23 protein-coding genes, 4 tRNA genes and 1 other RNA gene are annotated in these 24,648 nt (G+C 50.0%); 15 read left to right on the top strand and 13 right to left on the bottom strand.

The window, feature by feature from the left end:
* A complete protein-coding gene (gene murQ / locus D9597_RS07220) occupies positions 1-897 on the bottom strand; it encodes an N-acetylmuramic acid 6-phosphate etherase (protein ID WP_130221988.1) in 897 nt (298 codons plus the stop codon).
* Between the two features lie 229 nt (positions 898-1,126).
* On the opposite strand from murQ, the gene ucpA reads away from it, so the two are divergent.
* The 6 genes from ucpA to cysM all read left to right on the top strand — a co-directional run bounded on the left by ucpA (position 1,127) and on the right by cysM (position 6,932).
* Entirely contained in the window at positions 1,127-1,918 is a 792-nt protein-coding gene (gene ucpA / locus D9597_RS07215; protein ID WP_000517431.1) for an SDR family oxidoreductase UcpA, read from the top strand.
* Between the two features lie 157 nt (positions 1,919-2,075).
* Positions 2,076-3,092, top strand: a complete 1,017-nt coding sequence (gene cysP / locus D9597_RS07210) for a thiosulfate/sulfate ABC transporter substrate-binding protein CysP (RefSeq protein WP_130221987.1) — start codon at positions 2,076-2,078, stop codon at positions 3,090-3,092.
* Entirely contained in the window at positions 3,092-3,925 is an 834-nt protein-coding gene (gene cysT / locus D9597_RS07205) for a sulfate/thiosulfate ABC transporter permease CysT (RefSeq protein ID WP_032225900.1), read from the top strand. The genes cysP and cysT overlap by 1 nt, the downstream gene beginning before the upstream one ends.
* Positions 3,925-4,800 carry a sulfate/thiosulfate ABC transporter permease CysW gene (gene cysW / locus D9597_RS07200; protein ID WP_000852686.1) on the top strand — a complete coding sequence of 292 codons (876 nt, stop codon included), beginning with the start codon at positions 3,925-3,927 and terminating at the stop codon, positions 4,798-4,800. The genes cysT and cysW overlap by 1 nt, the downstream gene beginning before the upstream one ends.
* Positions 4,790-5,887 carry a sulfate/thiosulfate ABC transporter ATP-binding protein CysA gene (cysA, locus tag D9597_RS07195; RefSeq protein ID WP_130221986.1) on the top strand — a complete coding sequence of 366 codons (1,098 nt, stop codon included), beginning with the start codon at positions 4,790-4,792 and terminating at the stop codon, positions 5,885-5,887. The genes cysW and cysA overlap by 11 nt, the downstream gene beginning before the upstream one ends.
* Before the next feature lie 133 nt (positions 5,888-6,020).
* Positions 6,021-6,932 (top strand): cysteine synthase B, encoded by a 912-nt coding sequence (gene cysM / locus D9597_RS07190; protein WP_130221985.1) that lies wholly within the window; start codon positions 6,021-6,023, stop codon positions 6,930-6,932.
* A 2-nt stretch (positions 6,933-6,934) separates the two neighbouring features.
* Here cysM and D9597_RS07185 read toward each other — a convergent pair whose 3' ends face one another.
* Positions 6,935-7,303: a YfeK family protein gene (locus tag D9597_RS07185; protein ID WP_130221984.1), complete on the bottom strand. Its 369-nt coding sequence runs from the start codon at positions 7,301-7,303 to the stop codon at positions 6,935-6,937.
* A gap of 103 nt (positions 7,304-7,406) precedes the next feature.
* Here D9597_RS07185 and pdxK point away from each other — a divergent pair, with 103 nt between their 5' ends.
* Positions 7,407-8,258, top strand: coding sequence for a pyridoxine/pyridoxal/pyridoxamine kinase (pdxK, locus tag D9597_RS07180; RefSeq protein WP_130221983.1), 852 nt, complete (start codon positions 7,407-7,409; stop codon positions 8,256-8,258).
* A 41-nt stretch (positions 8,259-8,299) separates the two neighbouring features.
* On the opposite strand, the gene crr is transcribed toward pdxK, so the two are convergent.
* From crr to cysZ, 5 genes are all read right to left on the bottom strand, one after another.
* Entirely contained in the window at positions 8,300-8,809 is a 510-nt protein-coding gene (gene crr / locus D9597_RS07175) for a PTS glucose transporter subunit IIA (RefSeq protein WP_000522247.1), read from the bottom strand.
* A 40-nt stretch (positions 8,810-8,849) separates the two neighbouring features.
* Positions 8,850-10,577 carry a phosphoenolpyruvate-protein phosphotransferase PtsI gene (gene ptsI / locus D9597_RS07170; RefSeq protein ID WP_000623129.1) on the bottom strand — a complete coding sequence of 576 codons (1,728 nt, stop codon included), beginning with the start codon at positions 10,575-10,577 and terminating at the stop codon, positions 8,850-8,852.
* A 44-nt stretch (positions 10,578-10,621) separates the two neighbouring features.
* Positions 10,622-10,879 carry a phosphocarrier protein Hpr gene (gene ptsH, locus D9597_RS07165; RefSeq protein ID WP_000487600.1) on the bottom strand — a complete coding sequence of 86 codons (258 nt, stop codon included), beginning with the start codon at positions 10,877-10,879 and terminating at the stop codon, positions 10,622-10,624.
* 382 nt (positions 10,880-11,261) lie between these two features.
* Positions 11,262-12,233 (bottom strand): cysteine synthase A, encoded by a 972-nt coding sequence (gene cysK / locus D9597_RS07155; protein WP_000034402.1) that lies wholly within the window; start codon positions 12,231-12,233, stop codon positions 11,262-11,264.
* A gap of 184 nt (positions 12,234-12,417) precedes the next feature.
* Complete coding sequence (cysZ, locus tag D9597_RS07150) at positions 12,418-13,179, bottom strand: sulfate transporter CysZ (RefSeq protein WP_130207372.1); 762 nt, start codon at positions 13,177-13,179, stop codon at positions 12,418-12,420.
* A gap of 229 nt (positions 13,180-13,408) precedes the next feature.
* Between cysZ and zipA the strand changes: the two genes are divergently transcribed.
* The 3 genes from zipA (at position 13,409) to D9597_RS07135 (ending at position 16,695) form a co-directional block, all read left to right on the top strand.
* Entirely contained in the window at positions 13,409-14,389 is a 981-nt protein-coding gene (zipA, locus tag D9597_RS07145; RefSeq protein WP_130221982.1) for a cell division protein ZipA, read from the top strand.
* Positions 14,390-14,459: 70 nt separating this feature from the next.
* Positions 14,460-16,475 carry an NAD-dependent DNA ligase LigA gene (ligA, locus tag D9597_RS07140; RefSeq protein ID WP_130221981.1) on the top strand — a complete coding sequence of 672 codons (2,016 nt, stop codon included), beginning with the start codon at positions 14,460-14,462 and terminating at the stop codon, positions 16,473-16,475.
* A 1-nt stretch (position 16,476) separates the two neighbouring features.
* Positions 16,477-16,695 carry a DUF3820 family protein gene (locus D9597_RS07135; RefSeq protein WP_111948453.1) on the top strand — a complete coding sequence of 73 codons (219 nt, stop codon included), beginning with the start codon at positions 16,477-16,479 and terminating at the stop codon, positions 16,693-16,695.
* On the opposite strand, the gene D9597_RS07130 is transcribed toward D9597_RS07135, so the two are convergent.
* Positions 16,692-17,690 (bottom strand): bile acid:sodium symporter family protein, encoded by a 999-nt coding sequence (locus D9597_RS07130; protein ID WP_130207366.1) that lies wholly within the window; start codon positions 17,688-17,690, stop codon positions 16,692-16,694. The two genes, D9597_RS07135 and D9597_RS07130, sit on opposite strands and share 4 nt — an antisense overlap.
* Before the next feature lie 602 nt (positions 17,691-18,292).
* Here D9597_RS07130 and D9597_RS07125 point away from each other — a divergent pair.
* The 5 genes from D9597_RS07125 (at position 18,293) to D9597_RS07105 (ending at position 23,867) form a co-directional block, all read left to right on the top strand.
* The gene (locus D9597_RS07125; RefSeq protein ID WP_130221980.1) at positions 18,293-19,546 is read left to right on the top strand and encodes a nucleoside permease; all 1,254 of its coding nucleotides are present in this window, start codon (positions 18,293-18,295) and stop codon (positions 19,544-19,546) included.
* Positions 19,547-19,600: 54 nt separating this feature from the next.
* A complete protein-coding gene (locus D9597_RS07120) occupies positions 19,601-20,530 on the top strand; it encodes a nucleoside 2-deoxyribosyltransferase (RefSeq protein WP_130221979.1) in 930 nt (309 codons plus the stop codon).
* Positions 20,531-20,761: 231 nt separating this feature from the next.
* On the top strand, positions 20,762-21,595 hold the full coding sequence (gene xapA, locus D9597_RS07115; protein ID WP_130221978.1) for a xanthosine phosphorylase: 834 nt from the start codon (positions 20,762-20,764) through the stop codon (positions 21,593-21,595).
* 58 nt (positions 21,596-21,653) lie between these two features.
* Positions 21,654-22,910, top strand: a complete 1,257-nt coding sequence (locus D9597_RS07110; RefSeq protein ID WP_130221977.1) for a nucleoside permease — start codon at positions 21,654-21,656, stop codon at positions 22,908-22,910.
* Between the two features lie 72 nt (positions 22,911-22,982).
* On the top strand, positions 22,983-23,867 hold the full coding sequence (locus D9597_RS07105; RefSeq protein WP_130216870.1) for a LysR family transcriptional regulator: 885 nt from the start codon (positions 22,983-22,985) through the stop codon (positions 23,865-23,867).
* Positions 23,868-23,916: 49 nt separating this feature from the next.
* On the opposite strand, the gene D9597_RS07100 is transcribed toward D9597_RS07105, so the two are convergent.
* The 5 genes from D9597_RS07100 to D9597_RS07080 all read right to left on the bottom strand — a co-directional run bounded on the left by D9597_RS07100 (position 23,917) and on the right by D9597_RS07080 (position 24,470).
* Positions 23,917-24,042, bottom strand: a non-coding RNA gene (locus D9597_RS07100) — RtT sRNA.
* A gap of 30 nt (positions 24,043-24,072) precedes the next feature.
* A tRNA-Lys gene (locus tag D9597_RS07095) sits at positions 24,073-24,148 on the bottom strand.
* A gap of 4 nt (positions 24,149-24,152) precedes the next feature.
* Positions 24,153-24,228 (bottom strand) — tRNA-Val (locus D9597_RS07090).
* 46 nt (positions 24,229-24,274) lie between these two features.
* A tRNA-Val gene (locus D9597_RS07085) sits at positions 24,275-24,350 on the bottom strand.
* A gap of 44 nt (positions 24,351-24,394) precedes the next feature.
* A tRNA-Val gene (locus tag D9597_RS07080) sits at positions 24,395-24,470 on the bottom strand.
* Positions 24,471-24,648: the final 178 nt, after the last annotated feature.

Here is a 24,648-nt window from a genome sequence, read left to right as displayed (position 1 = left end):
TTATTCCTTTTCCAGAGCTTTGCGAATAAAGCCGCCGTGTTGATCCAGGCGTTTTTTAGCTTCTGCGGCATCGAGATTTTTCAGCACCATCACAATAGCCGTTTTACAGTGGCGGTCGCAGGCAACCAATGCCGCTTCCGCTTGCTCAGCGCTACATCCGGTGGCGTTTTTGACGATATTGACCTGGCGCACATGCAGTTTTTCATTGGTAGCGACCACATCAACCATCAGGTTACCGAACACTTTGCCTGACTTAATCATCAGCCCGGTGGAGAGCATGTTGAGCACCAGTTTCTGCGCCGTGCCGGCTTTCATTCGCGAAGAACCGGTAACCACTTCAGCCCCAACAATCGGCGTAATAGCAAACTCTGCGGTAGTTGAAACGGCGCTCCCCGGATTACAGGAGATACCCACCGTGCGGCAACCGAGCTGGCGGGCGTATTCCAGTCCGGCAATCACATACGGCGTACGACCGCTGGCGGCAATACCGACCACCACATCCTGTGCCGTTAAATTAATATTTTTCAGATCGTTAACGCCGCCTTCCCGGTTATCTTCCGCGCCTTCCACCGCGTGCTGAATGGCATATTCGCCGCCAGCAATCAAACCAACCACCAGGCCTGGTTTCACGCCGTAGGTCGGCGGACATTCACTGGCATCAAGAATACCCAGACGACCAGAGGTCCCCGCACCGATGTAAATCAGACGGCCGCCGCCGCTCACCTGGGCGTGAATAACATCGATCGCCGCTGCAATATCCGGCAGTACGCGCTCAACGGCGAGTGGTACGGTTTTATCTTCATCGTTGATAATCCGGCACATTTCCAGCGTCGAAACGCGGTCAATTTCAGCCGAGGCGGCGTTCGAGCCTTCGGTAATCATCTTTTCAAGTTGCATATACAATCACCTTAAATATTTGCCTTCGAATAATTTCATCTGGAGTGAATCATATCTCCCTGCCTGATTATGTACAGCAGTGAATGTGTACAATGACAGCGTTGTGGTTATGGAAGATTTTACTTAAGATTTTCCTGAATTTAGATCCACTCCTCAGCATTGATCTGTCATTCAGGTATGGTAAGGACAATAGAGCGTAATGCTCTGTATTCAAAAGGAGAAACTTGAAATGGGTAAACTCACGGGCAAGACAGCACTGATTACAGGCGCATTGCAGGGAATTGGCGAAGGAATTGCCAGAACTTTTGCACGTCATGGCGCGAACCTAATCTTGCTGGATATCTCCCCTGAGATCGAAAAGCTGGCGGACGAACTGTGTGGTCGTGGTCATCGCTGTACGGCGGTTGTTGCCGATGTGCGTGACCCGGCGTCGGTAGCCGCTGCTATCAAGCGCGCGAAGGAAAAAGAAGGGCGCATTGATATCCTGGTGAATAACGCAGGCGTTTGTCGCCTGGGCAGTTTCCTCGATATGAGCGATGACGATCGCGATTTCCATATTGATATCAATATTAAAGGCGTATGGAACGTCACAAAGGCGGTGCTGCCGGAGATGATTGCCCGCAAAGATGGCCGCATTGTGATGATGTCTTCGGTCACTGGCGATATGGTGGCCGATCCTGGTGAAACGGCGTACGCCTTAACGAAAGCGGCGATTGTTGGCCTGACAAAATCGCTGGCGGTGGAGTACGCGCAGTCTGGTATTCGCGTTAACGCCATCTGCCCGGGATACGTCCGCACGCCAATGGCGGAAAGCATTGCCCGCCAGTCGAACCCGGAAGATCCAGAATCGGTGCTGACTGAAATGGCAAAAGCAATCCCGATGCGTCGCCTCGCCGATCCGCTGGAAGTCGGCGAACTCGCGGCCTTCCTCGCATCCGATGAATCCAGCTATTTAACCGGTACACAGAATGTGATCGATGGCGGCAGCACACTGCCGGAGACGGTTAGCGTCGGCATCTGATTCACCTCTGTTTCCTCCCTGCATGTGTGGGGAGGATTTCGTCTTATTCCCTTTTCAACTTCCAAATCACCAAACGGTATATAAAACCGTTACTCCTTTCATGCCCGTTATAAATATGATGGCTATTAGAAAGTCATTAAATATATAAGGGTGCGCAATGGCCGTTAACTTACTGAAAAAGAAATATCTCGCGCTGGTTGCTTCTCTGCTGCTGGCAGGCCATGTACAGGCAACAGAACTGCTGAACAGTTCTTATGACGTCTCCCGAGAGCTGTTTGCCGCCCTGAACCCGCCGTTTGAACAGCAATGGGCCAAAGATAACGGCGGCGACAAACTGACGATAAAACAATCTCATGCCGGGTCATCAAAACAGGCGCTGGCGATTTTACAGGGCTTAAAAGCAGACGTTGTCACTTATAACCAGGTGACCGACGTACAAATCCTGCACGACAAAGGCAAGCTGATCCCGGCGGACTGGCAGTCGCGCCTGCCGAATAATAGCTCGCCGTTCTACTCCACCATGGGCTTCCTGGTGCGTAAGGGTAACCCGAAGAATATCCACGACTGGAACGATCTGGTGCGCTCCGACGTGAAGCTGATTTTCCCGAACCCGAAAACGTCCGGTAACGCGCGTTACACCTATTTAGCCGCGTGGGGCGCAGCGGATAAAGCTGACGGTGGCGATAAAGCCAAAACCGAACAGTTTATGACTCAGTTCCTGAAAAACGTTGAAGTGTTCGATACCGGTGGTCGTGGCGCAACCACCACTTTTGCCGAGCGTGGCCTGGGCGATGTGCTGATCAGCTTCGAGTCGGAAGTGAACAATATCCGTAAACAGTATGAAGCGCAGGGCTTCGAAGTGGTGATTCCGAAAACCAACATTCTGGCGGAATTTCCGGTGGCGTGGGTCGATAAAAATGTGCAGGCCAACGGTACGGAAAAAGCCGCCAAAGCCTACCTGAACTGGCTCTACAGCCCACAGGCGCAAACCATCATCACCGATTATTACTACCGCGTGAATAACCCGGAAGTCATGGACAAACTGAAAGACAAATTCCCGCAGACCGAACTGTTCCGCGTGGAAGACAAGTTTGGCTCCTGGCCGGAAGTGATGAAAACCCACTTCACCAGCGGCGGCGAGTTAGACAAGCTGTTAGCGGCGGGGCGTAACTGATGTTTGCCGTCGCCTCCAGACGCGTGCTGCCGGGCTTTACCTTAAGCCTTGGCACCAGTCTGCTGTTTGTTTGCCTGATTTTGCTGCTGCCGCTCTCCGCGCTTGTGATGCAGCTCTCTGAGATGAGCTGGGCGCAGTACTGGGAAGTGATCACCAATCCGCAGGTGGTCGCGGCCTATAAAGTGACGCTGCTGTCGGCGTTTGTCGCGTCGATTTTTAACGGTGTTTTCGGCCTGCTGATGGCGTGGATCTTAACCCGTTATCGCTTCCCTGGCCGCACGCTGCTTGATGCGCTGATGGATTTACCCTTTGCGCTGCCAACGGCAGTGGCCGGTTTAACGCTGGCCTCGCTCTTTTCCGTGAACGGCTTTTACGGTGAATGGCTGGCGAAGTTTGATATCAAAGTCACCTACACCTGGCTCGGGATTGCGGTGGCGATGGCCTTTACCAGCATTCCGTTTGTGGTGCGTACCGTGCAGCCGGTGCTGGAAGAGTTAGGCCCGGAATATGAAGAAGCGGCAGAAACGCTTGGCGCAACGCGCTGGCAGAGTTTCTGCAAAGTGGTGCTGCCGGAACTTTCTCCGGCGCTGGTAGCGGGCGTGGCGCTGTCGTTTACCCGTAGTCTTGGTGAGTTTGGCGCGGTGATATTTATCGCCGGGAACATCGCCTGGAAAACAGAAGTGACGTCGCTGATGATTTTCGTTCGCTTACAGGAGTTTGATTACCCGGCAGCGAGCGCGATTGCCTCGGTGATCCTCGCGGCATCCCTGCTGCTGCTGTTCTCAATTAACACTCTGCAAAGTCGCTTTGGTCGGCGTGTGGTAGGTCATTAATGGCGGAAGTGACACAGTTGAAGCGTTATGACGCGCGCCCGATTAACTGGGGCAAATGGTTTCTGATTGGCATCGGGATGCTGGTTTCGGCGTTCATCCTGCTGGTGCCGATGATTTATATCTTCGTGCAGGCATTCAGCAAAGGGTTGATGCCGGTTTTACAGAATCTGGCTGACCCGGACATGCTGCACGCCATCTGGCTGACGGTGATGATCGCGCTGATTGCCGTACCGGTAAACCTGGTGTTCGGCATTCTGCTGGCGTGGCTGGTGACGCGCTTTAACTTCCCCGGACGCCAGTTGCTGCTGACGCTGCTGGATATTCCGTTTGCAGTGTCACCGGTGGTTGCCGGTCTGGTTTATCTGCTGTTCTACGGCTCTAACGGCCCGCTGGGCGGCTGGCTTGATGAACATAATCTGCAAATTATGTTCTCCTGGCCGGGAATGGTGCTGGTCACCATCTTCGTCACCTGTCCGTTTGTGGTGCGCGAACTGGTGCCGGTGATGTTAAGCCAGGGCAGCCAGGAAGACGAAGCGGCGATTTTGCTTGGCGCGTCTGGCTGGCAAATGTTCCGCCGCGTCACATTGCCGAATATTCGCTGGGCGCTGCTTTATGGCGTGGTGTTGACCAACGCCCGCGCGATTGGCGAGTTTGGCGCGGTATCGGTGGTTTCCGGTTCGATTCGCGGCGAAACACTTTCGCTGCCGTTACAGATTGAATTGTTGGAGCAGGACTACAACACCGTCGGCTCCTTTACCGCTGCTGCGCTGTTGACGCTGATGGCGATTATCACCCTGTTTTTAAAGAGTATGTTGCAGTGGCGCCTGGAAAATCAGGAAAAACGCGCGCAGCAGGAGGAACATCATGAGCATTGAGATTGCCAATATTAAGAAGTCTTTTGGTCGCACCCAGGTGCTGAACGATATCTCACTGGATATTCCTTCTGGTCAGATGGTCGCGTTGCTGGGGCCGTCCGGTTCCGGGAAAACCACGCTGCTGCGCATTATTGCCGGGCTGGAGCATCAAACCAGTGGGCATATTCGCTTCCACGGCACCGACGTCAGCCGCCTGCACGCGCGCGATCGTAAAGTCGGTTTCGTGTTTCAGCATTACGCGCTGTTCCGCCATATGACGGTGTTCGACAATATCGCCTTTGGCCTGACGGTGCTGCCGCGTCGCGAGCGCCCGAATGCCGCAGCTATCAAAGCGAAAGTGACAAAATTGCTGGAGATGGTGCAGCTTGCCCATCTGGCGGATCGTTATCCGGCGCAGCTTTCCGGCGGGCAGAAACAGCGTGTGGCACTGGCGCGCGCGCTGGCTGTGGAACCGCAAATTCTGCTGCTCGATGAACCGTTTGGCGCGCTGGATGCGCAGGTGCGTAAAGAGCTGCGTCGCTGGCTGCGTCAACTGCATGAAGAACTGAAATTCACCAGCGTGTTCGTGACCCACGACCAGGAAGAAGCGACCGAAGTAGCCGATCGTGTAGTGGTGATGAGCCAGGGCAATATCGAACAGGCTGATGCGCCGGACCAGGTATGGCGCGAACCAGCGACCCGTTTTGTGCTCGAGTTTATGGGCGAAGTGAACCGTCTGCGTGGCACCATTCGCGGTGGGCAGTTCCACGTTGGCGCACATCGCTGGCCGCTGGGCTACACGCCTGCGTATCAGGGGCCGGTGGATCTCTTCCTGCGCCCGTGGGAAGTGGATATCAGCCGCCGCACCAGCCTTGAATCGCCACTGCCGGTCCAGGTGCTGGAAGCCAGCCCGAAAGGCCACTACACCCAATTAGTCGTGCAGCCGCTGGGGTGGTACAACGAACCGCTGACGGTCGTGATGCATGGCGACGATGCCCCGCAGCGTGGCGAGCGTTTATTCGTTGGTCTGCAACATGCGCGGCTGTATAACGGCGACGAGCGTATTGAAACCCGCGATGAGGAACTTGCTCTCGCACAAAGCGCCTGATAGGTTGAGTGAATGTTAAACGCCCGGAGGCGCTTCCCGCGATCCGGGCTTTTTAATGGCAAGGTTTGTAACCTGTAGGCCAGATAAGACGCGCAAGCGTCGCATCAGGCAACACCACGTATGGACAGAGATCGTGAGTACATTAGAACAAACAATTGGCAATACGCCTCTGGTGAAGTTGCAGCGAATGGGGCCGGATAACGGCAGTGAAGTGTGGTTAAAACTGGAAGGCAATAACCCGGCAGGCTCGGTGAAAGATCGTGCGGCGCTATCGATGATCGCCGAGGCGGAAAAGCGCGGGGAAATTAAACCGGGCGACGTGCTGATTGAAGCCACCAGTGGCAATACTGGCATTGCGCTGGCGATGATTGCCGCGCTAAAAGGCTATCGCATGAAATTGCTGATGCCGGACAACATGAGCCAGGAACGCCGTGCGGCGATGTTGGCTTACGGCGCGGAACTGATTCTGGTTACCAAAGAACAGGGTATGGAAGGGGCGCGCGATCTGGCGCTTGAAATGGCGAATCGTGGTGAAGGCAAGCTGCTCGATCAGTTCAATAATCCTGATAATCCCTACGCCCATTACACCACCACCGGGCCGGAAATCTGGCAGCAAACTGGCGGTCGCATTACCCATTTTGTCTCCAGCATGGGGACGACCGGCACCATTACCGGCGTGTCACGGTTTATGCGCGAGCAATCCAGTACTGTGACAATTGTTGGCCTGCAACCGGAAGAGGGCAGCAGCATTCCCGGCATCCGCCGCTGGCCTGCGGAATATCTGCCGGGGATTTTCAACGCTTCGCTGGTGGATGAGGTGCTGGATATTCATCAGCGCGATGCGGAAAACACCATGCGCGAACTGGCGGTGCGGGAGGGGATTTTCTGCGGTGTGAGTTCAGGCGGCGCGGTCGCTGGCGCGATACGCGTGGCAAGAGCTAACCCCGGCGCGGTAGTGGTGGCGATCATCTGCGATCGCGGCGATCGTTACCTTTCTACCGGGGTATTCGGGGAAGAGCATTTTAGCCAGGGGGCGGGGATTTAAGATTATTGCGCAGGCACTGTTTTATCCGTCTGCGCAATTAACGCATGTAAAAAAGGCTGTGCATTCTCATCGCTCTTACCGGGCATCTTCACGATATACGGCTTACCGGTAATCGATGATGACGAAGCCACCTTATCAATAAACTGCTCGGCGGTATCAATGCGGTTGCGTGTGTTGCCGAGCTTCAACTTCAGATGCGAAACTGCTTCATCGCAGGTATGTTCATCACCGTTGCGCACAAATATCAAATCCCTTTTCTGTGCTAATCCATCCAGCATGGCGTTGATGCGGGCTTCTTCGTGGGCAGTTAACTTCGCGTAAGCGGGGAGTGTCATTAGCAGCGTAATGACCAGACAAATGATTTTCTTCACTGAATTACCATATCCTTGTTTTGTGATAGCCGATTTGACTGCCAAAATCAGGTAAAGTTTCGGTTGGGATGCGATGAGGATCATCGGCAAGGAGAAAAATTAAATGAGTAGTTTGTTGTTGTTTAACGATAAGAGCAGAGCGTTGCAGGCGGATATTGTCGCTGTGCAGTCGCAGGTGGTGTATGGCAGCGTAGGCAACAGCATTGCCGTGCCTGCTATTAAACAGAACGGCCTGAATGTCTTTGCCGTGCCGACCGTGTTGCTCAGCAATACGCCACATTATGATACGTTCTACGGTGGTGCGATTCCGGACGAATGGTTTAGCGGCTATTTACGTGCACTACAGGAGCGTGATGCGCTGCGCCAGCTGCGCGCTGTCACCACCGGTTATATGGGAACCGCGTCGCAAATCAAAATACTTGCCGAGTGGCTGACTGTATTACGCGAAAATCATCCTGACTTATTGATTATGGTTGATCCAGTGATTGGCGATATTGATAGCGGTATCTACGTCAAACCTGACCTGCCCGATGCGTATCGGCAATATTTGTTGCCACTGGCGCAGGGAATTACGCCAAATATCTTTGAGCTGGAAATCTTGACCGGTAAAAACTGCCGCGATCTCGACAGCGCCATTGCCGCAGCAAAAAGTTTGCTTTCAGACACATTAAAATGGGTGGTTATTACCAGCGCCTCCGGTAATGAAGAAAATCAGGAGATGCAGGTGGTGGTGGTCAGTGCCGACAGCGTGAATGTCATTTCCCATTCTCGGGTAAAAAACGATCTGAAAGGTACAGGCGATCTGTTTTGCGCCCAGCTTATCAGTGGATTGTTGAAAGGTAAGGAATTGACTGACGCGGTACATAGCGCAGGCTTACGCGTGCTGGAGGTGATGCGCTACACCCAGCAACATGAGAGCGATGAATTGATTTTGCCGCCGTTGGCGGAAGCATAAAAAATGGCGCCGATTGGCGCCATTTTTCACTGCGGCAAGAATTACTTCTTGATGCGAATAACCGGGGTTTCACCCACAGTCACGCTACCGGACAGTTTGATCAGTTCTTTGATTTCGTCCATGTTGGAGATAACAACCGGAGTCAGGGTAGACTTGGCTTTCTCTTCCAGCAGCGGGAGATCGAATTCAATCACAGTATCGCCAACTTTCACGCGCTGACCTTCTTCAGCAATACGCTTGAAGCCTTCGCCTTTCAGTTCAACAGTGTCGATACCGAAGTGAACGAATAACTCAACGCCGCTATCAGATTCGATGGAGAACGCGTGGTTGGTTTCAAAGATTTTACCAATGGTGCCGTCAACCGGAGCGACCATTTTGTTACCAGTTGGTTTGATAGCAATACCATCACCAACGATTTTTTCCGCAAAAACGACATCCGGCACGTCTTCGATATTGACGATCTCGCCAGAGAGCGGAGCAATGATCTCAATAGTTCCAGTATCCTTCTTGTCGTCGGAAACCAGAGATTTCAGTTTATCGAACAAACCCATGATCTTCTCCTAAGCAGTAAATTGGGCCGCATCTCGTGGATTAGCAGATTGTTTTTTCTTCAATGAACTTGTTAACCAGCGTCATTAACTCGTCCGTTGTCGGTTGAGCAAGAGCCTGCTCTGCTAACACCTTCGCATCTTCGAAGTTCGTGTTACGGATAATCTTCTTAATGCGCGGGATAGAAATGGCGCTCATAGAGAATTCGTCCAGACCCATCCCCAGCAACAGAAGTGTAGCACGTTCATCGCCAGCAAGCTCACCACACATACCTGTCCATTTGCCTTCAGCATGAGAAGCATCAATAACTTGCTTGATCAAGTTCAGCACGGACGGTGACATTGGCTGGTAAAGGTGTGAAATCATATCATTACCACGGTCAACTGCCAGAGTGTACTGCGTTAAATCATTGGTGCCGATACTAAAGAAATCAACTTCTTTGGCTAAATGACGCGCAATTGTCGCGGCAGCCGGTGTTTCCACCATTACGCCAATTTCAATTGACTCGTCAAACGCTTTACCTTCGTCGCGCAGTTCCTGTTTGTAGATTTCGATCTCTTTGCGCAGTGCACGCACTTCTTCAACAGAGATGATCATCGGGAACATGATGCGCAATTTACCGAAAGCAGAGGCACGCAGGATTGCGCGAAGCTGATCGCGCAGGATCTCTTTACGATCCATCGCGATACGGATAGCACGCCAGCCGAGGAACGGGTTCTCTTCTTTCGGGAAGTTCATATACGGCAGCTCTTTATCGCCGCCAATGTCCATGGTACGAACAATAACTGCCTGTGAGCCACACGCTTCAGCCACCGCTTTGTAAGCCGCAAACTGTTCTTCTTCGGTTGGCAGCGCGTCACGGTCCATGAACAGGAATTCGGTACGATACAGACCAACGCCTTCAGCGCCGTTACGCTCTGCACCTTCAACGTCACGAACAGTACCGATGTTAGCGCACACTTCGACCTGGTGACCGTCCAGCGTAATTGCTGGCAGATCTTTCAGTTTAGCAAGCTCTGCTTTTTCAGAAGCAACTTGCTCCTGAACGGCGCGCAGTTTATCAATAACTTCATTGGTTGGATTGACGTAAACTTGATTGTTTACGGCATCCAGAATCAGATAGTCGTCGTTTTTCACCTGAGAGGTGACGCTACCGGTACCCACGATGGCTGGCAGTTCCAGAGAACGCGCCATGATAGAGGTGTGGGAAGTCCGGCCACCCGCGTCGGTGATGAAACCCAGCACCTTCTTCAGGTTTAGCTGTGCGGTTTCAGACGGCGTCAGGTCAGCGGCAACCAGGATTACTTCATCCTGAATGGCGCTCAGGTCGATGATCTTCAGCCCAAGGATGTTGCGCAGCAGGCGCTTACCGATATCACGTACGTCAGCCGCACGCTCTTTCAGGTATTCGTCATCCAGTTCTTCCAGGGCAGAAGCCTGACCTTCGATAACTTCATGAGCAGCTGCATCAGCGGTCATGTGCTTATCTTTAATCAGGGCTATGATTTCCTGCTCCAGCTCCTCATCTTCGAGCAACATAATATGCCCTTCGAAGATGGCTTCTTTTTCTTCACCGAACGTTTCACCAGCTTTCGTTTTGATCGTTTCCAGCTGGGCAGATGCCTTGGCACGACCGCTCAGAAAACGTTCAACTTCCTGATCAACCTGGTCGGCAGAAATTTTTTTCCGGTCAATGACGATTTCGTCTTCTTTCAAAAGCAGAGCTTTACCGAAAGCGATACCCGGGGATGCTAAAATGCCTGAAATCATAACCCTACCTTACTTGTGACTGATTTTTAAAAGAACCCGGAAAATTACTCGAGTTCCGCCATCAGTTTAACCAGATGTTCAACCGCTTTTTGCTCGTCTTCGCCTTCTGCAGAGATAGTCACAACAGTGCCTTGAGTCAGGCCCAGAGTCTGCAGTTTGAACAGGCTTTTGGCGCTGGCGCTTTTGCCGTTAGAAGTCACAGTAATTTCAGAAGTGAAGCCCTTAGCTTCTTTTACAAACTGGGCAGCAGGGCGGGTGTGCAGACCGTTCGGAGCGGTAATGGTAACTTCTTGCTGGAACATTGTATTTCCCCAACTTATAGGTTTAGTGTTGTGGAACTAAAGTCTAGCCTGGCGGTTCGACTTTAGCCTGTATTGTTAGCGCCAGTTTTAACAGACGCGACGCACGAAGTGCTCTATACAGTCCATTGCTGGCGGATGTTGGCCGCTGACGTTTCGTTCATCATTAAACATTATGCCGCTAAAGGAAGACTTGAACCAAATCATAAAATCGATTCAGCTAAGGCTTTTCCTGTAACGATTAATTTCGCGCATCAAAATAATTAGTCAGGTTAAATACCAGTTCCGACAAGTTGAATCAATGCCAGGAGGGGTGAAAGTTTGAAGCAGGCCACAAAAAAGCACCTGAAAAGGTGCTTTTTTACGCATTTTTAACAAGCTGGCATTACTGTTGCAGTTCTTTCTCGGTAAAGAGATCGGCAAACAGTGCAGTGCTTAAATAACGCTCACCCGATGATGGTAGAATAACCACAATATTCTTATTGGTAAAGCTTTCATCTTCTTGTAGTTTCAACGCCGCAGCAACAGCCGCGCCGGAAGAGATCCCGGCAAGAATGCCTTCTTCTTCCATCAGGCGACGCGCAGTAGAGATGGCTTCTTCATTTGTGATGCCAATAACTTTGTCGACCAGTTTGAGATCAAGGTTAGCCGGGATAAAGCCAGCACCGATGCCCTGGATTTTATGCGGCCCGGGTTTGATTTCTTCACCTGCCAGCGCCTGGGCGATAACGGGAGAGTCGGTTGGTTCTACGGCAACAGAGATGAGGTCAGTCTTGCCTTTGGTGCCTTTAATGTAGCGGCTGACGCCGGTCAGCGTACCGCCAGTGCCGACACCAGCAATAAACACATCGACTTGACCGTCAGTATCTTCCCAGATCTCCGGGCCGGTGGTTTTTTCGTGAATTTCCGGATTCGCCGGGTTGCTGAATTGTTGCAGCAGCAAGTATTTTTCTGGATTGCTGGCAACAATTTCCTCCGCTTTTTGAATCGCACCTTTCATGCCTTTAGCACCTTCGGTCAGCACCAGGTTTGCACCTAACGCTTTGAGCAGTTTGCGGCGTTCAATACTCATGGTTTCCGGCATGGTCAGGGTGAGTTTATAACCGCGAGCGGCAGCCACATACGCCAGTGCAATCCCGGTATTGCCGCTGGTTGGCTCCACCAACTCAACGCCCGGCTTCAGTACGCCGCGCTTTTCGGCATCCCAAATCATATTGGCACCGATACGGCACTTAACGCTGAAGCTGGGGTTTCGGGATTCCACCTTCGCCAGAATACGTCCGTTACCGATGCGATTCAGGCGAACCAGCGGTGTGTGACCGATAGTCAGCGAGTTATCTTCAAAAATCTTACTCATGGCCTGTCCTTAACTGTATGAAATTGGGATACAACAGGTAGCATACCCGCTCAGAGAATATGCGGAAGTAAGGATTTAGCATATCTATATGCAGAAGGGAAATAATGGCTCGCAAGATGGAATAAGGGGCGGCATAAGCCACCCCTGTTCCACACATAATGTTTACAAAATAATCGGTAAATTGTTACCGCCATAATGCATGTTTAGCGCGGTAGCAATCGACCCACATCGCCGTAGCGCCACAAACGGCCACCGGCATGATGAACAGGTTGAGTACCGGGATCATCGTGAACAAACTGGTTAAAGCACCAAACTGCATATTAGTGATTTTGCGCGTGCGCAGGGCAGTGCGCATCTCTTTGAATGGCACTTTGTGGTTATCGAACGGATAGTCGCAGTACTGGATGGCTAACATCCAGGCACTGAACAGGAACCACAGCACCGGTGCGACGGTTTGCCCAATGCCAGGGATGAAGTAAAGGATCAGCAATACAATCGCGCGCGGCAGATACCAGGCAAACTTTTGCCATTCACGTTTCATAATCCGCGGCACATCTTTCATGATGCCGAAAATGCCGGTATCCGGTGGCGTAGCGCCAGTCAGCCTTGCTTCCAGTTGTTCAGCCAACAAACCGTTAAATGGTGCGGCAATCCAGTTGGCGATGGTGGAGAAAAAATAGCCAAAAACCAGTAGCACGGAGATAACCGCTACAGGCCACAGCAAATAGCTCAACCATTGCAGCCAGTCAGGTACGTGACTCATTAACGACGGAATCCAAACATCCAGCTGGCTAAAGAGCCACCAGAACGCGCCTCCCATCAACAAGATATTGATCAACAGCGGTAAGATGACAAAACGGCGAATCCCAGGTTGCGAGACGAGCTTCCAGCCTTGCGCAAAATAGTAAAAACCGCTGCGTGAGGCAGATGTGAATGTTGAAACCATAATCAGGATATGCTCCTTTTGACCAATCCCAGGAAAGTTCTGCGTATTTTACCGGGTATTTGCGCAATGGACAGTTAGGATATGTTCGAAAAACCAGCAAAAAGCACGATTTCATCTATCTTTGTGCTGTGAAAGTTAATAGTGCACTTGCACTTGAGGTAATCGACAAATACTCTTAGTGAGTAAATGTTTGCCGTGGTGGCAAGGTGTTAGAACAACAGAGAATATAATGATGCAGGATTTGCGTCTGATATTAATCATTGTTGGCGCGATCGCCATAATCGCTTTACTGGTACATGGTTTCTGGACCAGCCGTAAAGAACGATCTTCTATGTTTCGCGATCGGCCACTAAAACGAATGAAGTCAAAACGTGACGACGATTCTTATGACGAGGATGTCGAAGATGATGAGGGCGTTGGTGAGGTTCGTGTTCACCGCGTAAATCATGCCCCGGCTAACGCCCAGGAGCATGAGGCTGCTCGTCCGTCGCCGCAACACCAGTACCAACCGCCTTATGCGTCTGCGCAACCGCGTCAACCGGTTCAGCAGCCGCCTGAAGCGCAGGTACCGCCGCAACATGCTCCGCATTCAGCGCAGCCTGTTCAGCAACCGCAGCCAGTGCAACAACCGCAGCCAGTACAGCAGCCGGCTTACCCGCCGCAGCCTGAACAGCCGGTTGCTTCGCAGGTGCCTCCAGCTCCGCAGCCTACTTTCCAGACCGCGGAACCTGTAGCGGCACCGCAGCCTGAACCTGTAGCTGAACCAGCGCCTGTGATGGATAAGCCGAAGCGCAAAGAAGCGGTGATCATCATGAACGTCGCTGCGCATCACGGTAGCGAGCTGAACGGCGAACTGCTTCTTAATAGCATTCAACAGGCGGGCTTTATCTTTGGCGATATGAATATTTATCATCGCCATCTTAGCCCGGATGGCAGCGGCCCGGCGTTATTCAGCCTGGCGAATATGGTGAAACCGGGAACCTTTGATCCTGAAATGAAGGATTTCACAACTCCGGGTGTCACTATCTTCATGCAGGTGCCGTCTTACGGTGATGAACTGCAAAACTTCAAGCTGATGCTGCAATCCGCGCAGCATATTGCCGATGAAGTAGGCGGCGTAGTGCTTGACGATCAGCGCCGTATGATGACTCCGCAGAAACTGCGCGAGTATCAGGACATCATCCGCGAAGTCAAAGACGCCAACGCCTGATACACTTAGGGCAAATTAACTTCTTTTCGAACCCCCGCTTGTCGGGGGTTTTTAGCATTGATGGTGCGATATGGAATCAATCGAACAACAACTGACAGAACTGCGAACGACGCTTCGCCACCATGAATATCTTTATCATGTGATGGATGCGCCGGAAATTCCCGACGCTGAATACGACAGGCTGATGCGCGAGTTGCGTGAGCTGGAAGCCAAGCATCCAGAGCTGATTACCCCTGATTCACCTACCCAACGTGTAGGTGCTGCGCCGCTGGCAGCCTTTAGCCAGATCCGTCATGAAGTGCCAATGCTGTCGCTGGATAACGTATTTGATGAAGAGAGTTTTCTCGCTTTCAACAAACGCGTACAGGATCGTCTGAAAAGCAACGAAAAAGTGACCTGGTGCTGCGAGTTAAAGCTCGATGGGCTTGCCGTCAGCATTCTGTATGAGAATGGTGTATTGGTAAGCGCTGCGACCCGTGGCGATGGCACCACCGGGGAAGACATCACGTCTAACGTGCGTACCATTCGCGCCATTCCGCTGAAACTGCATGGTGAGAATATTCCAGCACGTCTGGAAGTGCGTGGTGAAGTGTTCCTGCCGCAGGCGGGCTTTGAGAAGATTAACGAAGAGGCGCGACGCACGGGCGGAAAAGTGTTTGCTAACCCACGTAATGCGGCGGCAGGTTCTCTGCGCCAGCTTGATCCGCGTATCACTGCGAAGCGACCGCTTACTTTCTTCTGCTATGGCGTTGGCGTACTGGAAGGTGGCGAATTGCCGGACACTCATCTGGGCCGCTTAATGCAGTTTAAAGCATGGGGATTACCAGTCAGCGATCGGGTAACGCTTTGCGAATCAGCAGAAGATGTGTTGGCGTTTTACCACAAAGTGGAAGAAGACCGCCCGACGCTGGGCTTTGATATTGACGGTGTAGTCATTAAGGTCAACTCGCTGGCGCAGCAGGAGCAACTTGGCTTTGTTTCCCGCGCCCCGCGCTGGGCTGTTGCGTTTAAATTCCCTGCGCAGGAACAAATGACTTTTGTGCGTGATGTAGAGTTTCAGGTTGGGCGTACAGGTGCGATTACGCCCGTTGCGCGTCTGGAACCTGTCCATGTTGCAGGCGTGCTGGTGAGCAACGCCACACTGCATAACGCCGACGAAATTGAACGTCTCGGTTTACGCATTGGCGATAAAGTGGTGATTCGCCGCGCAGGTGACGTGATCCCACAAGTGGTTAACGTTGTGCTTTCTGAACGACCGGAAGATACCCGTGAGGTTGTATTCCCGACGCATTGTCCGGTATGTGGTTCTGACGTGGAACGTGTAGAAGGCGAAGCCGTGGCTCGCTGTACTGGTGGCCTGATTTGCGGTGCTCAACGTAAAGAATCGCTGAAACACTTTGTTTCCCGTCGTGCGATGGACGTTGATGGCATGGGTGACAAAATTATCGACCAACTAGTTGAAAAAGAATACGTCCACACTCCGGCGGACCTGTTCAAACTCACCGCAGGCAAACTTACCGGGCTGGAGCGAATGGGGCCGAAATCGGCACAAAATGTGGTTAACGCGCTAGAAAAAGCGAAAGAAACCACCTTTGCCCGCTTCCTCTATGCCCTTGGCATCCGTGAAGTCGGTGAGGCTACCGCAGCCGGTCTGGCGGCATATTTTGGCACGCTGGAAGCGCTGGAATCAGCCTCGATTGAAGAGCTGCAAAAAGTGCCAGACGTCGGGATCGTGGTGGCATCTCATGTTCACAACTTCTTTGCCGAAGAAAGCAACCGCAATGTCATCAGCGAGCTGTTGGCGGAAGGCGTTTACTGGCCTGCGCCGGTGGTGATTAACGCGGAAGAGATCGACAGCCCGTTTGCCGGTAAAACTGTGGTGCTCACCGGTAGCTTAAGTCAGATGTCGCGTGATGACGCTAAAGCTCGACTGATCGAGCTGGGCGCGAAAGTGGCGGGCAGCGTGTCGAAGAAAACCGATCTGGTGATTGCCGGAGAAGCTGCAGGCTCTAAACTGGCGAAAGCGCAGGAACTGGGTATTGAAGTCATCGACGAAGCGGAAATGCTGCGTTTGCTGGGGAGCTGAGGTGGAGAAAGAGCAGCTGATTGAAATTGCCAATACGGTGATGCCGTTTGGCAAGTACAAAGGGCGTCGCTTAATTGACCTGCCGGAAGAGTATCTGCTGTGGTTTGCCCGCAAAGATGAGTTTCCGGCAGGCAAACTTGGTGAGTTAATGCAAATCACGTTGCTGATTAAAACCGAGGGGCTGACACAACTGGTCCAGCCCCTGAAACGTCCGCTTTAAACTTTTCCGGCGCTGCTTTCCTGCTGCGCCTGCAGTTGCTCGGTCTGGCGCTTATAACGACGCGCCAGTACCGCGCAAACCATCAGTTGGATCTGATGGAAAATCATCAACGGCAGTACCATCATACCGATCACCGATGTGGGGAACAGAATGTTCGCCATCGGAATACCATTCGCCAGACTCTTTTTCGAGCCACAGAAGACGATAGTGATTTCATCCGCCTTATTGAAACCCAGTCGACGCGCCATAAAGACGTTAATCACAATCACAATAGCCAGCAATACGCAGCTAACTACCACAATAAACAGCAGCGAACCCCAACCGACTTTGTGCCAGATGCCGTTAACGACGGCTTCGCTGAATGCCGTATAAACGACCAAAAGAATGGATGTCTGGTCGGTTTTTGCTATCCACTTTTTATTGCGTGCTACCCAGTTACCAATCCACGGGCGAGAAAGATGTCCCAGCACGAACGGCAGCAGTAGTTGCAACATAATCTTACCGACCTGTTCCAGACTGCCTTCTGCACCGTGGATATTCATTACCAGACCGACCAGCAACGGCGAAAGGAAAATCCCCAGCAGGCTGGATGCCGACGCAGAACAAACCGCCGCCGCGACATTACCGCCCGCCATTGAAGTAAAGGCGATTGCAGACTGCACGGTAGCCGGGAGAATGCACAAATAGAGAAAACCGGAATAGAGCATCGGATCGACATTTACCGGTTTCCACCAGGCAAACAGTACGCCCAGAATCGGAAACAGTACGAAGGTGCTGCACATTACCCACAAATGCAATCGCCAGTGACTACCGCCAGCAATTATCGCCTCACGCGACAGCTTCGCACCGTGCATAAAGAACAACAGGGCAATAGCTGCCGTGGTCAGATTTTCAAAGAAGGGGACAAAACCGCCTCTGGCCGGAAAGAAAGAAGCCAGCAATACCACCGTGATCAGGGTTAAAGTGAAAGGATCGAGGATACGAAAAAGTTTCATAAAGACTCCAGATGACCGATGCTTTCATTGTGCGTTGTTCTGATTGATAAATAAAACTGAATTGCTTATCAATTTGTGCGTGGTAATGGGAAGTCAGGGGGGAGCTTCGCCTGGTTGGCAAATAGGGGCCGTTAACTGAGGGAACTATGTGACAGCCGAAAAAATCACAGAAGGTTATTACTACTGATGTACATAGCAGTTTTAGCATGATCAGCGCTGGTTTTAGAACGGGTATTTTATTGAATAAAGAATGTCACCCGGAGAGAGCGTTTCACTCACTTTATTATTAACGGTGCGGTAAAACTATGAGGGCAGACTCAGGTTTAATAACAGGAACTGCCTTTTAATTGTATATTTCACGCGAACAATAAATATCATGAATGTGATTGATTCATATATTTTTGATGTGATTGTTTAGTGTTGCTGTTACTGGGTTAGTGGTTTATCTAAAAACTCATGATCGTTACGCAATAATAGGGTGGCTTTCTTAATGTTTTCAGAATCGATATCAAATCGCAATTGATCATCACAATAAAAAATATTGGTAAATTTGATGTGTTTCAGGATATTTAAAGGGGAGGCTCAAATCGAAGGGGACGACGGTGAATCTAAAACTACAGTTAAAAGTTCTTTCATTTCTGCAATTCTTTTTGTGGGGAAGTTGGCTAAACACATTGGGTTCTTATATGTTTATTACGCTGCGCTTCAAAGGAGAAGATATTGGTGCAGTCTACAGTACATTGGGTATTGCAGCGGTGATAACGTCAACACTATTTGGCATTGTGGCAGATAAATGGATTAGCGCTAAATGGATTTATGCCGCTTGTCACTTTTTTGGCGCGGTAACATTATTTATCGCGGCATCTGTTACAACACCTTCGGCAATGTTCATTGTCATTTTACTTAACTCTCTCGTTTATATGCCAACGCTTGGCTTGAGTAATACGATTTCCTATTACCGTATACAAAATGCGGGTATGGATATTGTGACTGAGTTTCCACCAATACGCATCTGGGGAACGATCGGATTTATTGTTGCGATGTGGGCAGTAAGTCTGGCTGGTTTTGAATTAAGTCATATGCAATTGTATATCGGAGCGGCGGCTTCATTAGGGTTAAGTCTGTTTACGTTGACATTACCCGTTGTACCGGTGGCTAAATCTAACCAGGCCCAAGGAATAATAGACGTTCTCGGGCTGCGTGCATTTGCACTGTTCAAAAATAGCAAAATGGCTATTTTCTTTATCTTTGCCATGCTGCTTGGGGCAGAATTACAGATTACCGGAATGTTTGGAAATACTTTTCTCCACAGCTTCGAGAGTGTTCCAGAGTTTGCCAATAGTTTTGTTGTCACCCATGCTTCTATTTTGTTATCGATTTCTCAGATATCCGAAGTTTGTTTCATTCTTGCTATTCCCTTTTTTCTGAAAAAATATGGTATTAAAAATGTCATGCTGATGAGCATGATTGCCTGGATGCTGCGCTTTGGTTTATTCGCTTATGGCGATCCTTCATTCGGCGGTACTATTCTGTTAATTCTTTCGATGATTGTTTATGGCTGTGCCTTTGACTTTTTCAATATATCTGGCTCGGTATTTGTTGAACAAGAAGTTGATCCCTCGATTCGTAATAGTGCTCAGGGCGTATTCCTGATGATGGCCAATGGTTTTGGTTGTATTCTGGGCGGTTTTATTAGTGGCAAAGTCGTCGATTATTTAACAACGGATGGTAACCCGCAATGGGCAACCATTTGGCTGGTATTTGCTGGGTATTCACTGGTTCTTGCTCTCGCATTTATGGTGTTGTTTAAATATAAACACAACGGTGCCACGACGACGTCCAGTCATTACGCCTGATACGGTATTTATCAAAATTAATAATGTTTTACAGGATTCGTAAAGGAGGATGTTATGGCAAATCAATTGTATAACCAATGTCGGGTCTATTGTGCACCCTGGCGATTAGATGCTTTAAATTTAAATGACATCATCGATCAATGGATTGACGATGGTCTGTTACCGCCCCTGATCCATACTTTTCTTCCTTATCGTGATGATGCCGGTGCCTCCAGTGAAGAGGAGATTTTTGTTAACGATGTCGCGAATATGGACAACAGCGTTGGGGTTATCGGTTATTTCGATGGCGGAACCTATGATTCCGGTTGTGCGTGGGAAGTGGGCTATGCATGGGCTTCAGGAATGCCGGTACATCTGGTTACGACCGACTTTCTCTTATGGGCGGCAGGTAACTCTTCAGAGTTTTACCCTATAAGTAAGCTGATAAATTATGTAGCAAAAGTTGTATCAGTGTCAGATTCTGATGCCAGTATCAGCAACTATCGTGAACAAACATCAGACATCATCAATCGTGCATTGCAAATATTTCAGCAAAATTTAATTGCCGACTTCGGCACGACGATTACTCCAGCTATACCCGTTACTCCACTGCCCATTGAGTATGATTATTATCTTGATCCTAACTTTATGTATACAGAACCATCTCGGGGCTTACTGGAGAATATCAAAGACGCGATCGTTAGTGTGGGTAAAACATTTATCGTTGGTGACAACATGAATGATATTGCGACTGATATTGATAATTTAAGAAAATCCAGACAAGCCATTTTTTATTCTGATACCTTTGAGCCGAATGTTGACACCGGTATTATGAATGGCATTGCCTATGCATTAGGGCAGCAATCGATTATTTATTGTAGTAAGCAACAAAAATATCAGTCTGCACTGACGACCGATTATCTAAATTTAATGATAACCTGGTCATCAACGGTGGCACATTCATTTGCAGAGCTTGAAGCATTGATTGACAACAAAGAAATGTAATAGTTTATTCTTCTTGATTATCAGGTGAGTGATTGCCTGATAATCAACTTTTTAAATTAACTACCAAAATAAATTATACCGTCGTTATATCTCTCTGCCGGGGGACGGTATGATCGATTTAAAAAATATATTGAATATCTCTGGTAAATGTATTGGTCAGTCACGACTTTTTCTCGTTATAAGAAGAAGTGACACATATTTAACGAATAATGTTTATTACAAGGACTTTCCATGACCCAATCTCATTTTTCACAAAACCCGTGGTATTGCGCAGATATCATTCGTCGCCACAAACCAAACTTTACCCCACGTGTTGCGTTTATTCTTGGTTCGGGGCTGGGTGCGTTGGCTGAACAGATTGAAGGCGCGGTCGCTATTTCTTATAGCGATTTGCCGGGATTTCCGGTGAGCACCGTACATGGTCACGCAGGAGAGTTGGTCCTCGGCATGCTCTCTGGTGTGCCTGTAGCTTGCATGAAAGATCGTGGCCATTTTTATGAGGGCCGCGGAATGACAGTCATGACTGATGCGATTCGCACGTTCAAGTTGCTGGGCTGTGAGTTGTTGTTCTGCACTAATGCTGCAGGCTCGCTTCGCCCGGAAGTGAGGGCGGGCAGTTTGGTTGCGCTGAAAGATCACATCAACACGATGCCAGGCACACCGATGACAGGTCTTAATGATGATCGCTTCGGCGAGCGTTTTTTCTCATTAGCGAACGCTTATGATGCTGATTATCGGGCCGTTTTGCAGTCCGTCGCGCAGGAAGAAGGTTTTCCGCTCACAGAGGGCGTTTTTGTTTCTTATCCAGGGCCTAACTTCGAAACGGCGGCAGAAATTCGAATGATGCAGATGATTGGCGGTGACGTTGTGGGTATGTCCGTAGTGCCTGAAGTGATTACCGCACGTCATAGCGAAATGAAAGTCGTTGCTGTGTCTGCAATAACTAATATGGCGGAAGGTTTAAGCGATGTGAAATTGTCACATGCCCAAACGCTGGCTGCAGCGGAATTATCCCGGCAAAACTTTATCAATCTGATTTGCGGATTCTTACGCAAAATCGCCTGAAAGCAATAAAAAATGGCCTCGCGGATGGGGCCATCTCACTGCGATAAGGAAACCAAAAATGAATATCGCAACGCGTTTAAAGATTATGTCTTTTCTGCAATATTTTATCTGGGGGAGTTGGTTAGTTACTCTCGGCTCTTACATGATAAACACCTTACATTTTACCGGGGCTGATGTTGGTATGGCATACAGCTCTAAAGGCATTGCGGCTATTATTATGCCAGCCATTATGGGTATTATTGCAGATAAATGGTTACGAGCTGAACGTACCTATATGCTGTGCCACTTTATTTGCGCCGGGGTACTTTTTTATGCTGCCTCCGTGACTGAACCGAATATGATGTTCTGGATAATGTTGCTTAACGCAATGGCGTTCATGCCCACTATTGCATTATCCAATAGTGTTTCTTATTCGTGTCTGGCCCTGGCCGGATTAGATCCGGTAACCTGTTTTCCGCCAATCCGTGTTTATGGCACTGTGGGATTTATTGTCGCCATGTGGCTGGTGAGTTTATTGCATCTGGAGTTAAGTAGTTTGCAGCTGTATATTGCTTCTGGCGCTTCTTTAGTGTTAGCGATCTATGCATTAACGCTACCGAAAATTCCAGTGGCGGAGCATAAAATTAGCACTACGCTTTCCAGTAAATTAGGTCTGGATGCGTTTGTGTTATTTAAAAATCCGCGTATGGCGATTTTCTTTTTATTTGCCATGTTATTAGGTGCGGTACTACAAATTACTAACGTTTTTGGTAACCCGTTCCTGCATGATTTTGCCCGTAACCCTGAATTTGCTGATAGCTTCGTGGTGAAATATCCTTCCATCCTGCTCTCTGTTTCGCAAATGGCGGAAGTCGGCTTCATTCTTACTATTCCCTTCTTCCTGAAGCGTTTTGGCATAAAAACCGTCATGTTGATGAGTATGGTCGCGTGGACATTACGCTTTGGCTTCTTTGCCTTTGGCGACCCATCGCCAGGTGGCTTTGTATTATTGTTGTTATCGATGATTGTGTATGGCTGTGCGTTCGACTTTTTTAATATCTCAGGTTCAGTGTTTGTCGAACAGGAAGTGGATTCCAGTATTCGCGCCAGCGCTCAGGGCTTATTTATGACGATGGTCAACGGCGTTGGGGCGTGGATCGGCTCTCTTCTGAGTGGTATGGCGGTTGACTATTTCACGGTTGATGGTGTGAAAGACTGGCAAACTATCTGGTTGGTATTTGCTGCGTATGCGCTGGCCCTGGCAGTGATCTTTGCCCTGTTTTTCCGTTATAAGCATGAACCTGAAAAAATGGCACAAAAATCATTAGCTCACTGATGTAAACGGGGTTGACCTTTATTGCAATGTGCTAGATTTGGAGCCTTACCAAACTTATGGAGCGCAATAATCATGGAAAGTACGCATCGTATTGATCTCAAGTTATTGCGCTATTTTCTTGCGGTTGCAGAAGAACTTCACTTTGGGCGGGCGGCTGCGCGGCTCAATATGTCGCAGCCGCCATTAAGTATTCATATTAAAGATCTGGAACAACAACTGGGCACGTTGCTGTTCGTTCGTCATTCGCGCAGTGTGGCGCTCACTCATGCGGGAAAAATTTTACTGGAAGAATCACGACGGTTACTGGCGAATGCCAGTCAGGCGATGGCACGGGTTGAGCAGATTGGTCGCGGTGAGGCAGGGCGGATTGAGTTGGGCGTGGTGGGAACAGCAATGTGGGGGCGAATGCGTCCGGCGATGCGGTGCTTTCTGAAAGAATGCCCCAATGTTCATGTCTCATTTCGTGAAAAATCACCAGGCATGCAAATGGCGTTGCTGGAGCGGCGGGAACTGGATGCGGGTATCTGGCGGATGGCGATTGAACCAACCACGGGGTTTACCAGCTTACGCTTACATGAATCCTCTTTTCTGGTTGCTATTCCGCAAGACCATCATCTGGCATCGCGAGATGCCATCCCGCTAACCGCATTACGCAATGAATACTTTGTAACGCTGCCTTCCGTCCATTCTGACTGGGCGTTTTTACAGCGCGTTTGTCAGCAGGCAGGTTTTTCACCGATGATCGTCCGGGAGGCCGTAGAGCCGCAAACTGTGCTGGCGATGATCAGTATGGGATTGGGCGTGACATTAATGGCAGATAGCTATGCCCAGATGAGTTGGCCCGGTGTGGTATTTCGTCCACTGGAAGAACGTATTCCGGCAGATCTGTATATTGTCTATGAACAGCAACACGCGACGCCTGCGCTGGAGAGGTTGGTTAATGCTTTGATCGCGTGAAGGAATATCGCAGATAGCAAAAAGGCGCCTTTAGGGCGCCTTTTTACATTGGTGGGTCGTGCAGGATGACTCGCTTCGCTCGCCCTTCGGGCCGTCGCCGCAAGCGGCTCCGTTGTTTCGCTGCGCTCAACTCGAACCTGCTGCAGGTTCGAATCTTTGAGTATTGCAGATAGCAAAAAAGCGCCTTTAGGGCGCTTTTTTACATTGGTGGGTCGTGCAGGATTCGAACCTGCGACCAATTGATTAAAAGTCAACTGCTCTACCAACTGAGCTAACGACCCGAAGTGGTGGGTGATGACGGGATCGAACCGCCGACCCCCTCCTTGTAAGGGAGGTGCTCTCCCAGCTGAGCTAATCACCCACTTCGGTACTTCACATTGTTACAAGAAATTTAGCTGGCGAGAAAGTGGTGGGTGATGACGGGATCGAACCGCCGACCCCCTCCTTGTAAGGGAGGTGCTCTCCCAGCTGAGCTAATCACCCACTTCTCAATTTCTTGCTACACGGCGGAGACTACATAAAGTAGTTGGTGGGTGATGACGGGATCGAACCGCCGACCCCCTCCTTGTAAGGGAGGTGCTCTCCCAGCTGAGCTAATCACCCCCGCTGTGTGGAGTCGCATTATAGGGAGAGTTGGAAATGAGTCAACGCATTTTCTAAAGAAATTGTTTGTTCGTCGTAAATTTAAGCAAGGTGATCGCAAAACAGACCGCGTTGCGCAATTTGTCAACGAAAACAATAATGCGTAAGGTAGCAACCCGAACTACATTGAGGAATCAGG

Origin of the sequence: Escherichia sp. E13S3, from assembly GCF_004212325.1 — a bacterium.
In the GTDB taxonomy this organism is placed as follows: Bacteria; Pseudomonadota; Gammaproteobacteria; order Enterobacterales; family Enterobacteriaceae; genus Escherichia.
This window is presented reverse-complemented; position numbering and strand designations above follow the sequence as displayed.